Below are 11,817 nucleotides of genomic sequence, written 5' to 3'. Positions count from 1 at the left end.
ATGGAGATTTTTTGATGATTGACTCATTGTTGAAAGACGCAATAACCACGATCCCAGAATACTGGCCGTTACCCAGTTTTATTGCTACCAATCCCTTATGGGATTGTCATGAGCGTCCTTTTCAAGCAGTCGTGCGAGAATTAAATCGCAATGTCGGAGTGTCAGGGGTGATGCCCGTATCTTTTTATTTAGAGTTATTAGCGAAAGCGGAAATCACAGAAGATGATTTCCTAACAGCGGCCTCAATGCAAAAAAAAACGCATGACACTGCCATCTCTCCTCCTGCGACCCTAATTTCAGAAAAAATTTCCAAATTAGTACAAAAAGATATTACCTTAAAAATTAAACAGCAGATGCTCCAATTCTTGATGAATTATTTTTGTCTCGCAGCAGGCATCAAAACTGAGAAAGAAGATAACGATCTATTGTTAGCTTGGCAACATCAAGAGGGTGGACAACTTAAAAAATTTTTTTCCTCTAGCCCATTTTTTCAAGAAGATAAATTCGCATCCTTGGAAAAGTTGCTCGAGGATTTTGCTATTGCTAAAGCGCAGCAAAGCCATTATTTGGAAAAAATTTTTTATCAAATGCTTGGCTGGTCTAGCTTAATTAAATGGCAAGAGCATCATCCGCATAATCTTTATATCACTCAAAAAGCCTCGTTGGTGGATGTGGCACTTATCTGGCTGTGTTATGAAAAATATTATTATTTAAGCTATCAAAAACAATTACCGCAGAATTTTTTTACAGTGGAAGAAACGCCAGACAACGATTTATCAACCCGCGAAAGAAATCGTGAAGATTATCAGTTTATGTGGCAGCGAGCTTATGAGCTGGCTTATCAACGAAAGCTCATGCAGGCATTATCATCTTATGTCAATAAAAAACCTAGCCATAATAATAAACCTAGCGTGCAAGCAGTGTTTTGTATCGATACCCGTTCTGAAGGGTTAAGACGTCATCTGGAAAAAATGAAACATTATGAAACCTGGGGTTATGCCGGATTTTTTGGCTTTGTGTTTGAATATGAAGATCATAATAAATGTCACACCTTGCAATGCCCCGCATTATTTTCACCGGATATTGTGTTAAGTGATGAATCCAGCGCAAATGAATGCGAGATTAGTGCGCGCAGTTTCTTATCGACCTTGGCTCACACCAAAAAAGCGTTTTTATCGGCCTTAAATTTTGTAGAGCTTGCAGGAACCTGGCTCGCATTTGGTATGGTGTTAAAATCGTACTCAGGACAATGGGTTAAAAAAATTCAGCAAGGCATTAATCAAGATAAATCTAGCGCGTTTTTCAATTCAAACATCAGTCCATCTCAAATCCAAGCTAAATTTCCGTTAGCAACTCGCGTTAATAATGCCGCGCAATTTTTAAAAACCATCGGCTTAACCAATGATTTTGCGCCGCTGATATTAATTTGTGGCCACGGTGCTGAAACCGATAATAATCCGTATCACGCCAGTTTCGATTGTGGTGCCTGTGGAGGAAATGCGGGTTGGATCAATGCGGTAGTGGTATGTCACATCTTAAACGATGAAGCGGTCAGACGAGAATTAATCTACCACGGAATTACTATTCCAAAGTCAAGCCGTTTTATCGCGGGATTTCATAATACCACTCAAGATAAAGTATTTTTGCACGAAGATAATCATGCGGCGCCCTGGCAGCTAGCCATAGCGCAATTAAAAAAAGATTTAAATTTAGCATGTGAGCATTTGCGTTTAGAGCGAAGTCAAAGTCTGCCAGATAAATCCTCTCCTGCTCAACGCGCTAGCGACTGGGCACAATTAATTCCAGAAATGGGCTTAATTAATAATGCAGCTTTGATCATTGGTCCACGGTTTTTAACGCAAGAAATTAATTTAGAACGCCGCGTATTTTTACATTCTTACAATCCGACAAGCGATCCACAAGGAGAGTTGCTGAGAAGTATTTTATTAGGCCCTTTAATTGTGGCGCATTGGATTAACGCTCAATATTATTTTTCCACGACCGATCCGCAGATTTTTGGTGCTGGTAATAAAATGTTACACAATGTGTTACCGAATATCGGCGTTATCGAAGGAAATTTCAGCGATTTAAAAATAGGATTGCCGTGGCAAAGTATTGCCTTTCAAGATCAGATCATTCATCAACCGTTGCGTTTATTAGTGATTATTTACGCGCCAAAACAGCTTGTGGATACACTTTTACAGCAGCATCCCACAATAAACAGTCTGTTTGTACAAGAGTGGGCGCATTTGCAGGTGATTGAACCGAGTTGAGTTTGTTTAAGTTGAAAAAAAAACAAGTATGCAATGATTATTGGCTCCTTTAGCTGCCTTGTCGCTAGCACGGTAGCATCAGCAACGGCATACTTGTTGATACGAATTTGTTGCTGCTCGGGTAAAATAAATCTTGCCATAATTGAGTTATAAAATATAATTTATATTTCTATGGTTAAACTTCACAAAAAAATGATATGAGAATCACCCTTCATCAACTGCAAGTCTTTAAGCGCGTGGCGGAATTGCAAAGCGTTTCGTTGGCAGCACAAAGTCTCCATATGACTCAGCCAGCCGTTTCTAATATTTTGCGGCAAGTCGAACAATACTATCAATGCACCTTAGTTCAAGTGATGAACCGCAAATTGCATTTGACAGAATTTGGTAAAGTTGTTTTGCAAATGGCACAAGACTTAGATGGAGTATTAACAGCGGGGGTGCAAAAAATCCAATCGATCAAAGGATTGATCACCGGTAATTTAACCGTTGCCATTGCCACCACCGCTAAATATTTTATGCCGCATTTATTAGGTGAATATAAGCAAAAATACCCGGGCACTCACATTCAAATGAAAGTGTATCATCGCGAATTAATTTTAGAGCGGCTAGAAAAAAACCTCGATGATTTTGTGGTGTTAAGCCAGCTGCCTGATTTTATCGAAGTGGATGCTTATCCCATTTTTGCCGATGAACTCGTGGTGGCTGCGAGTGTTCATCATCCGCTAGCAAAAAAAAATTCTCCCCTTGCGCTTAACGAATTACACAATGAAAATTGGATTATTCGCGAAGCGGGTTCTGGTACCCGCATTGCCATGTTAGCGTTATTTAATCGTCAGAAATTTTTGCCGGTGATTGATATGGAATTAGGCAATAATGAAGCCATCAAACAAGCGTTAATGGCGGATTTAGGAATTTCGGTGGTTTCACATCATAGTATTAAACACGAAGTCGCCAATCAATTATTAACCGTATTAAATGTAGCGGATTTTCCATTGCCACATGTATGGTATTACGTTACGCTCAAAAATAAACGCGTATCGCCAGCCGCAGAAGCGTTTTTAGAATTATTTAAAATCGCAGAGCATCCTCATCGTAAATAGGCTCTGGTGAAGTACTTGCAGGAAAATCTTGAGTAAAAGGGATATTCATCAATAACGATAATTTCATCGAGTTATTTTCTTGATCTCCTCTAAAATTTGTGAGGGGTGGATTGATGGTTGCTTTTTGGTTATTTTCTTCTTCTTCACGATCAGGATCATAAACCTCGTTATCGATTAATGATGTTTCGGTTGGGGTATGGACGGTGCTAAGAGAAGCACTACTGTCTTTGGTATCGCGACGCGAGGCAATTTCTGGCGATACTTTAGTTAAATTACCGCGCGCACTCACTTGAGTTGCCATAGCGCCTAAACAAAAAAATGAAGCAATGACAACGGCCTGCATGAAAATTTTATTCAACGATTTGGTGGCAGAAGTTGTGCTCGGAGTTTGGAGGGTTCTTTTAGATTCATCGGCGGGTGTTGTCAACGTGGTGAGAGCCGGTTGAATAGCGTGTTCATGATTAATAGCATTATTTTTTTTGTTATCATTAGTTTGCATAGTGATATTGCTATCTTTTGAATATTCTCTAGAGGTTGACGTTGAACCTTGGATTGCCGAGGGTGAAGCAATTTCAGGTTGAGAAATATCATTAGAGGCGTTTATTGCGCTTGTATTTTCTGCGAGTGATGAAAACTCCTCGGAGTTTTGAGTTTGAGCTAATTGGTTTTGAATGGCTGAATAATTATTGGTGTTAGTAGTTGTGCTGGGAGGAGGTGTTACCGTCGAGGAGCTACCGGATCGAGTTTTAGCAGGAGATATATTATTTCCCGAGTTCAAAGTGTTATCTGTTAGTGATGACCCAGGAGTTGAGTCATTATGTTGGATATTTTGTTTTACACTCATTTTAGGGTGACTTTTTTCATGTTCAACTGATTCTGAACCAGTATGTGGAGGTGTTTGAGCAGCAACTTCGGACATTTGCACCTTACCAGCGCATTTCACTAAAAAATAAAAAATACTACGACATACTAAAATAGCCGAAGCAGCACCCACTAATGCCCAGCCCACAGGTGTGGCTGCAATACCCGCAAATACTAAAATTCCTAATACGAGTACGATTCCCGAGAATACGGCATTAGTCAAATAACTTGCCGATTTAGTTGTGCTATTAATTTCATAATAAGTTTCAATTTTTTTTAATTGATTTTCGATTAGTGTTTTTTCATGTTGAGGGATTCCTGGAGTAGTAAGTTTTAGTTTTAATTTATCATAAAAATTATTTAATGTTATTCTGTCAATTTCATTTGCAGTAGCATCGTCATTCGTTTCGTGTTTTATCATCAACTGAATTTCCGCAGCCAACGTTTTCCGTTGTTGATGCAATTGCCAAAACTTAATCATCGACTCGAAAAAAATCAGCGCACTCGCAATGACGACCGATAAATTCAATGAAATGATCACTGCAAAACCAATCGCGGCTAGAACGACAAGACTGGTGGATAAAAAACAGCGTTCAATACATTTCTTTCTTGCCACAATTAAGGAATTAATTTCAGCAATTATTTTCGTTTTCTCAGTCTCATCTGTTGGATTAGTAAGAGTTTTAAGTGTTTCCCGCAATTTACGAATTTTGCGCTGTTCATGTATCAACGCAAGAAAATCGGCAACAAAAGCAAATCCACTGAAAATCATTCTCAGATAACCAATCACGGATACTAATTGGCTAATTTTACGCAATAAATTGCCGAGTGCCTGATGCGCTTGATGAAAATACATCGCTATTACATCTAGCATATCATCGATGATGCCAAACCATTTTTGAAATTTTGTTGTTTTACTCATTGTTTTTCTCGAACCACTCTCACGCGACACACACCATTGCAGTTAGCTTAAAATACAAGCTCACCACAATAATCCAGTGTTAGTTAAATCAGTCCATAGGGAAAAGTGAGAGTTTGAATGTTGAGCAGTGTGTTTGAATGAGGCCAGTGTAACAAAAAAAGCTTAAGGAAACCTGAATTATTGGATAATTTTTTTCACGCAAGGTTGACATACGCGCACTTGTGCCGCAAAATACCGTGCTCTTCGCGGAGGGGTGCCCGAGCGGCCAAAGGGAGCAGACTGTAAATCTGCCGGCTTACGCCTTCGAAGGTTCGAATCCTTCCCCCTCCAGTTCAGAGAACTGAAGACAAAAGAGTAAATCTATAAGTCTATTCCTTTGTCTTCAGTTATCTGTCTTCTGAACGCGGGTGTAGTTCAATGGTAGAACCTCAGCCTTCCAAGCTGATGGCGTGGGTTCGATTCCCATCACCCGCTTTCAGAGGATAGGGCGTTTTGACAATTCGCTATGCTGAGACTTTCGCAAGTTAGTTTTTTGAGTACCGCAGCACTAAATGAGCAGCGGAACACAAAAAGTCAACCAGCGTGATCAGCAACGTAGTATCGTCAACACGTTCTAAAAACAGTAGCAAATAAATTGTCTTTTGCAGGCCCACATAGCTCAGCGGTAGAGCACTTCCTTGGTAAGGAAGAGGTCACCGGTTCAAGCCCGGTTGTGGGCTCCAGGACTAAAGTTGTGTGTAATTCTTATCGATAACATTGAGGCGAAAACCATGTCCAAGGGAAAATTTGAAAGAACGAAACCGCACGTTAACGTGGGCACGATTGGTCACGTTGACCATGGTAAGACGACATTAACGGCAGCATTAACCAAGACCTTTGGTGAATTCAGAAGTTACGATCAAATTGATAATGCGCCCGAAGAAAGAGCGCGCGGAATTACGATTGCGACCTCGCACGTGGAATACGAATCACCGAAACGTCACTACGCGCACGTTGATTGCCCAGGGCACGCGGATTATGTGAAGAACATGATCACAGGAGCGGCACAAATGGACGGAGCGATTTTAGTGGTGAGTGCAGCGGATGGTCCAATGCCCCAAACACGCGAACACATTTTATTAGCTCGCCAAGTGGGAGTGCCATATATATTGGTATTCATGAACAAAGCGGACATGGTAGACGATAAAGAGTTATTAGAACTAGTGGAAATGGAAGTGCGCGATTTATTGAGCAGCTATGATTTCCCTGGCGACGACACTCCGATTATTGTGGGTTCAGCATTAAAAGCATTAGAAGACGATCAAAGCGAGATTGGCGTACCGGCGATTAAGAAGCTGGTGGAAGCGATGGACAATTACATCCCTGAGCCAGAGCGTGCGATTGACCAACCATTTTTACTACCGATTGAAGACGTATTTTCCATTTCAGGACGTGGTACGGTGGTGACTGGCCGGATCGAACGCGGGATTATTAAAGTGGGTGACGAAGTTGAGATTGTGGGTATTCAAAAGCTCACCACGAAGACGACGTGTACGGGCGTTGAGATGTTCCGTAAGTTGCTCGACGAAGGTCGCGCAGGCGACAACGTGGGCGTGTTATTGCGGGGCACGAAGCGCGATGAAATTGAACGCGGACAAGTGTTAGCAAAGCCGGGTTCTATTACCCCACACACGAAGTTTGAAGCGGAAGTGTATATTTTAACGAAAGAAGAAGGTGGCCGTCACACGCCATTTTTCAAAGGTTACCGTCCTCAATTTTATTTCCGCACGACAGACGTGACGGGGATGGTTGAATTACCGGAAGGTGTAGAGATGGTGATGCCTGGAGATAACATCAAGATGGTAGTTGAGTTAATCAATCCGATTGCGATGGAGCAAGGCTTAAACTTTGCTATTCGTGAAGGTGGCCGTACTGTTGGTGCGGGTGTGGTAGCGAAAGTTATCGAATAATTTTTACAGTAAATTGTTTTAAAGTGTCGCAGTGAGATTCAATAGGAATAAAAACTGCGACACTTTTTGCGTGAATAATAGGCCAGTAGCTCAATTGGCAGAGCGGCGGTCTCCAAAACCGCAGGTTGGGGGTTCGATCCCCTCCTGGCCTGCCACTTAAGGCAAGGACATTGGAAAAATACATGGCGATAAACACAGTAGATAAAAAATCAGGCGATTGGTGGAAATGGCTCTTAAGTGCCTTATTATTGCTAGCAGGTTTTTACGCAAATTATCATTTTATCGAACTGGCAGCACCCATTCGCGTTATTGTTTGGATTGTGTTATTGGGCGTATTACTGTTTATTCTTGCACAAACGCAACAAGGGCAAGCCGCAGTAAAATTTACCAGTGAGGCGCGTGTGGAAATGCGTAAAGTGGTATGGCCGAATCGTCATGATGTAACGCGTTCTACGGTTGTTATTTTGGCCTTAGTAGGACTATGCAGCCTAATATTATGGGTCATTGATTCCGGCTTAATGGGATTAATTGGCTGGTTAACAGGCCAAAGAGGGTAATTATGACTGAGAAAAATACAGAATCAGCGCAAGCTAACCAGGATAGCAGCAACGAGCCACGTAAACTTTGGTATGTGGTACAAGCGTATTCGGGTTTTGAAAACTATGTAAAAAAGACATTAGAAGAACGAGTTAAACTGGCCGGAATTGAACATAAATTTGGAGATATTTTAGTCCCAACCGAAAATGTTGTCGAAATGCGCTCAGGACAAAAACGTCGTAGTGAGCGTAAATTCTTCCCGGGCTATGTCTTAGTTAGTATGGTGATGGATGAAGAAACCTGGCATTTAGTGCGTAAGACGCCAAAAGTCCTCGGTTTTATTGGGGGCACCAGCGATAAACCGGCGCCCATCAGCGAAAAAGAAGCCAATAAAATTTTACAACGCGTCCAAGAAGGCGCCGATCAAGACCGGCCGAAAATACTCTATGAACCTGGTGAAGTGGTGCGCGTAACCGCAGGACCCTTTGCCGATTTTAACGGCGTTGTTGAAGAAGTTAACTATGAAAAAAGTCGTTTGCGGGTGGCGGTTTTGATTTTTGGCCGTTCAACACCGGTGGAACTCGAATTTGGACAAGTGGAAAAAGCATAATCGTTTTCATTAGCGGGGAGCTGTGTGCCGCAGCGTTAACACCCATTATTCGTTAGGAGAAAAGCATGGCAAAGAAAATTACGTCATATATAAAACTGCAAGTTAAAGCCGGGGAAGCGAATCCCAGTCCTCCGGTTGGGCCTGCCTTAGGTCAACATGGTGTTAACATCATGGAGTTTTGCAAAGCGTTTAACGCAGCGACTCAAGGTATGGAAAAAGGGTTGCCCACTCCCGTTGTGATCACTGTTTACAGCGATCGCAGTTTTACCTTTATCACCAAAACCCCGCCCGCTTCCGTATTGTTACTGAAAGCCTTAGGATTACCCAAAGGCAGCGGTACGCCAAACTCAAACAAAGTGGGTAAAGCAACTCGCAAACATTTAGAAGATGTAGCGAAAATGAAAATGCCTGATCTTACCGCAGCCGATTTAGAAGCTGCCGTTCGCACTATTGCAGGCAGCGCGCGCAGCATGGGTATTGAAGTCGAAGGCGTGGAAGGAGTGTAAACATGGCAAAATTATCTAAGCGTTTTCGTGCAATTCGTGAAAAATTGCAACCAGGCAAACAATATCCTTTAACGGAAGCCATTAACTTATTAAAAGAATTTTCCAAGGTGAAATTCAAAGAAACGATTGATGTCAGCGTCAACCTGGGCGTCGATCCGCGCAAATCTGACCAAGTCGTGCGCGGCGCAACTGTGTTACCAAAAGGCACAGGTCGTACCGTGCGTGTAGCCGTATTCACTCAAGGAGCAAATGCTGATCTCGCTCGTGAAGCCGGTGCTGATATTGTGGGTTTTGACGATTTAGCCGAAACGGTGAAAAAAGGCGAAATGAATTTTGACGTCGTGATTGCCACTCCAGATGCCATGCGCATTGTTGGTCAGTTAGGGCAAATCCTAGGTCCTCGTGGATTAATGCCAAACCCGAAAGTGGGTACGGTTACTCCTGATGTTGCGACGGGCGTCAAAAATGCAAAAGCCGGTCAAGTTCAATATCGTACCGATAAAGCCGGTATTATTCATTGCCCAATTGGTAAAGTTGATTTTGCCGCCGATGATTTAAAATTGAACTTACAAACATTAATCAGCGATTTGAAAAAAGCGCGCCCACAAACAACAAAAGGAATTTATATTAAAAAGATTTCCTTAAGTTCAACCATGGGGCCTGGTATTGCGGTGGATTTATCCACACTAGAAGGTTAATAGATTTTGGAATAGTGAGTTTACGCTATTCCATGTTGGCGCGGCTGCGATCGAGTTTCTCGATCGTAGACCGCCCAAGACCGTAGGTGTGCTAAACAAAACAGTTTTGTTAGCGTTGTAGCACTTAAACATCCAGCCTACGCAGGCGGTGAAGCCGTGATCAAAAACGGTCATTCACTAAAAAAAACAACACGAGTTACACCGTGTTTGGTTAGGAGATAATCAATGGCACTAAGCCTTGCTGAGAAAAAAGCAATCGTTAGCGAAGTCGCTGAAGTTGCTCGTCAAGCGCAAGCGGCTGTGCTAGCTGAATATCGTGGATTAGAAGTCGGCGAAATGACAGAATTGCGTGCAAAAGCGCGGGAATCTGGTGTTTATTTACGCGTCGTTCGTAACACTTTGGCAAAACGCGCATTCCAAGATACGGAATTCGCTTGTCTGAGTGAAGCATTAACAGGACCTCTTTTGATTGCATTATCAAAAGCAGAACCCAGTAGTGCTGCGCGTTTATTACGTGACTTTGGTAAAGCTCATGACAAATTAACCGTCACTGCGCTAGCAATGGGTGGTAAGTTGATGCAAGCCAATCAACTTGAAGCCATGGCAAAATTACCAACCTACAATGAAGCAATTGCGATATTGATGGGAGTCATGAAAGCGCCGATCGAAAAATTTGTTCGCACTCTGGCAGAACCTCATGCCAAGTTGGCGCGTACGGTCGCTGCAATCCGCGATCAAAAGCAACAGTCAAATTAGTTATAACTAATTGGTTAAATACATTTTTTGGAGTAAAATACAATGGCCGTTTCTAGAGAAGAAATTTTAGATACAATTGCAAACATGAGCGTGATGGAAGTTGTTGAACTCATCTCTGCTATGGAAGAAAAATTTGGCGTGAGCGCACAAGCTGCCGTCGCTGTTGCAGCTCCTGCTGCAGGTGCGGGCGCCGCTGCTGCTCAAGAAGAACAAACCGAGTTTGATGTTGTCATGAAGAGCTTTGGCGATAATAAAGTGAATGTAATTAAAGTCGTTCGCGCAATTACTGGCCTTGGCTTGAAAGAAGCTAAAGACATGGTTGAAGGCGTGCCTGCAACAGTGAAAGAAGCTGTTAGCAAAGCCGACGCTGAAAATATTAAAAAGCAACTGGTGGAAGCTGGTGCTGAAGTTGAAATTAAATAAGGTACTTCCTATCCAGTTGCTGAGTCATCAGTAACTGGATAATTTTAACCGGTGTTTCTGTGGTGATATCATAGAAACACGTGACTCAGTAATCTAGGCAGTAAAAATTTGTTAGTGATCAATGACCCAACGATCATTTTTAAAAAAATATTTTCTGGTTTCACGAAATAAATCTCGTGAAGGCCAGTTTTTGTATTTTTAACGCAGCGTATTTTTATGAGTATGATCACTACCCCTAAAATTCGTCTGTTAAGCGTGAGGAACTCTAATGGCAGCAATAGCTCCGTATTCTTTTACTGAAAAGCAACGTGTGCGTCGTGATTTTGGTAAACATCCCACCACGATGGTAGTCCCTTATTTATTATCCATTCAATTGGATTCTTACGATCAGTTTTTGCAATTGCATACTAAACATGCCGATCGTCAGAATATTGGCTTAAATGCAGCATTTTTATCGATCTTTCCGATCATCAGCTATTCTGGCAATGCTGAACTCCAATACGTCGATTATAAATTAGGCAAGCCCACGTTTAACGTACGCGAATGTAAAATGCGTGGTTTAACGTATGGTTCTTCCTTGCGCGTCAAAGTTCGTTTAGTCATTTACGATAAAGACGCACCAGCGGGCAGCAAATCCATCAAAGATATCAAAGAACAAGAAGTCTACATGGGTGAATTGCCATTAATGACCAATACAGGTACCTTTATTATTAACGGTACAGAACGTGTTGTCGTTTCTCAATTACATCGCTCACCCGGGGTATTTTTCGATCATGATCGCGGAAAAACGCACTCCTCAGGTAAACTATTATTCTCTGCGCGCGTCATTCCTTACCGCGGTTCGTGGCTCGATTTTGAATTCGATCCCAAAGATTGTTTATTCGTGCGTATCGATCGTCGTCGCAAACTACCTGCTTCGATTATTTTGCGTGCGCAAGGTTATACCACCGAACAAATTCTCGATTTATTTTTTGATACCGATACGTTTGAATTTCATCAGAACGATTTAGTCTTGCATTTAGTGCCAGAACGTCTACGCGGCGACACTGCCACATTTCCAATTGAAGCCAATGGCGAAGTGATAGTTGAAGAAGGACGCCGCATTACGGCGCGCCACATCATGCAATTGAAAAAAGCCAATGTCACCAAGCTTACTGTGCCCGCCGATTATGCTGTAGGTAA

The 11,817-nt window shown here is 42.2% G+C and carries 11 protein-coding genes and 4 tRNA genes; 14 read left to right on the top strand and 1 reads right to left on the bottom strand.

Annotated elements, in window-relative coordinates; all coding sequences use genetic code 11:
- Positions 1-14 precede the first annotated feature (14 nt).
- Positions 15-2,273, top strand: a complete 2,259-nt coding sequence (locus tag KIT27_09565; GenBank protein ID MCW5589891.1) for a DUF2309 family protein — start codon at positions 15-17, stop codon at positions 2,271-2,273.
- A 197-nt stretch (positions 2,274-2,470) separates the two neighbouring features.
- Entirely contained in the window at positions 2,471-3,373 is a 903-nt protein-coding gene (locus KIT27_09560) for a LysR family transcriptional regulator (protein ID MCW5589890.1), read from the top strand.
- Here KIT27_09560 and KIT27_09555 read toward each other — a convergent pair.
- On the bottom strand, positions 3,342-5,156 hold the full coding sequence (locus KIT27_09555; GenBank protein MCW5589889.1) for a hypothetical protein: 1,815 nt from the start codon (positions 5,154-5,156) through the stop codon (positions 3,342-3,344). The two genes, KIT27_09560 and KIT27_09555, sit on opposite strands and share 32 nt — an antisense overlap.
- 247 nt (positions 5,157-5,403) lie before the next feature.
- Here KIT27_09555 and KIT27_09550 point away from each other — a divergent pair.
- From KIT27_09550 to rpoB, 12 genes are all read left to right on the top strand, one after another.
- Positions 5,404-5,486 (top strand) — tRNA-Tyr (locus KIT27_09550).
- A gap of 73 nt (positions 5,487-5,559) precedes the next feature.
- Positions 5,560-5,630 (top strand) — tRNA-Gly (locus tag KIT27_09545).
- 173 nt (positions 5,631-5,803) lie between these two features.
- A tRNA-Thr gene (locus KIT27_09540) sits at positions 5,804-5,878 on the top strand.
- 48 nt (positions 5,879-5,926) lie between these two features.
- Positions 5,927-7,105 carry an elongation factor Tu gene (tuf, locus tag KIT27_09535; protein MCW5589888.1) on the top strand — a complete coding sequence of 393 codons (1,179 nt, stop codon included), beginning with the start codon at positions 5,927-5,929 and terminating at the stop codon, positions 7,103-7,105.
- Between the two features lie 79 nt (positions 7,106-7,184).
- Positions 7,185-7,260: transfer RNA gene (locus tag KIT27_09530), tRNA-Trp, on the top strand.
- A 27-nt stretch (positions 7,261-7,287) separates the two neighbouring features.
- Positions 7,288-7,662 carry a preprotein translocase subunit SecE gene (secE, locus tag KIT27_09525; protein MCW5589887.1) on the top strand — a complete coding sequence of 125 codons (375 nt, stop codon included), beginning with the start codon at positions 7,288-7,290 and terminating at the stop codon, positions 7,660-7,662.
- Between the two features lie 2 nt (positions 7,663-7,664).
- Positions 7,665-8,252, top strand: coding sequence for a transcription termination/antitermination protein NusG (gene nusG, locus KIT27_09520; protein ID MCW5589886.1), 588 nt, complete (start codon positions 7,665-7,667; stop codon positions 8,250-8,252).
- 65 nt (positions 8,253-8,317) lie between these two features.
- Positions 8,318-8,758, top strand: a complete 441-nt coding sequence (gene rplK, locus KIT27_09515; GenBank protein MCW5589885.1) for a 50S ribosomal protein L11 — start codon at positions 8,318-8,320, stop codon at positions 8,756-8,758.
- Positions 8,759-8,760: 2 nt separating this feature from the next.
- Positions 8,761-9,456, top strand: a complete 696-nt coding sequence (gene rplA / locus KIT27_09510; GenBank protein MCW5589884.1) for a 50S ribosomal protein L1 — start codon at positions 8,761-8,763, stop codon at positions 9,454-9,456.
- A gap of 225 nt (positions 9,457-9,681) precedes the next feature.
- On the top strand, positions 9,682-10,212 hold the full coding sequence (gene rplJ / locus KIT27_09505) for a 50S ribosomal protein L10 (GenBank protein ID MCW5589883.1): 531 nt from the start codon (positions 9,682-9,684) through the stop codon (positions 10,210-10,212).
- Between the two features lie 42 nt (positions 10,213-10,254).
- The gene (gene rplL / locus KIT27_09500; protein MCW5589882.1) at positions 10,255-10,635 is read left to right on the top strand and encodes a 50S ribosomal protein L7/L12; all 381 of its coding nucleotides are present in this window, start codon (positions 10,255-10,257) and stop codon (positions 10,633-10,635) included.
- 268 nt (positions 10,636-10,903) lie between these two features.
- Positions 10,904-11,817: DNA-directed RNA polymerase subunit beta (gene rpoB / locus KIT27_09495; protein ID MCW5589881.1), on the top strand; the 914-nt coding region annotated here is incomplete at its 3' end.

This window comes from Legionellales bacterium, from assembly GCA_026125385.1.
In the GTDB taxonomy this organism is placed as follows: Bacteria; Pseudomonadota; Gammaproteobacteria; order JAHCLG01; family JAHCLG01; genus JAHCLG01.
This window is presented reverse-complemented; position numbering and strand designations above follow the sequence as displayed.

What these genes read in the sequence shown, in the direction of transcription:
- rplL (MCW5589882.1), top strand. Translation starts at nt 10,255, where the DNA reads ATGGCCGTTTCTAGAGAAGAAATTTTAGATACAATTGCAAACATGAGC.
- rplK (MCW5589885.1), top strand. Translation starts at nt 8,318, where the DNA reads ATGGCAAAGAAAATTACGTCATATATAAAACTGCAAGTTAAAGCCGGG.
- KIT27_09555 (MCW5589889.1), bottom strand. Translation starts at nt 5,156, where the DNA reads ATGAGTAAAACAACAAAATTTCAAAAATGGTTTGGCATCATCGATGAT.
- rplA (MCW5589884.1), top strand. Translation starts at nt 8,761, where the DNA reads ATGGCAAAATTATCTAAGCGTTTTCGTGCAATTCGTGAAAAATTGCAA.
- secE (MCW5589887.1), top strand. Translation starts at nt 7,288, where the DNA reads ATGGCGATAAACACAGTAGATAAAAAATCAGGCGATTGGTGGAAATGG.
- KIT27_09560 (MCW5589890.1), top strand. Translation starts at nt 2,471, where the DNA reads ATGAGAATCACCCTTCATCAACTGCAAGTCTTTAAGCGCGTGGCGGAA.
- rplJ (MCW5589883.1), top strand. Translation starts at nt 9,682, where the DNA reads ATGGCACTAAGCCTTGCTGAGAAAAAAGCAATCGTTAGCGAAGTCGCT.
- nusG (MCW5589886.1), top strand. Translation starts at nt 7,665, where the DNA reads ATGACTGAGAAAAATACAGAATCAGCGCAAGCTAACCAGGATAGCAGC.
- tuf (MCW5589888.1), top strand. Translation starts at nt 5,927, where the DNA reads ATGTCCAAGGGAAAATTTGAAAGAACGAAACCGCACGTTAACGTGGGC.
- KIT27_09565 (MCW5589891.1), top strand. Translation starts at nt 15, where the DNA reads ATGATTGACTCATTGTTGAAAGACGCAATAACCACGATCCCAGAATAC.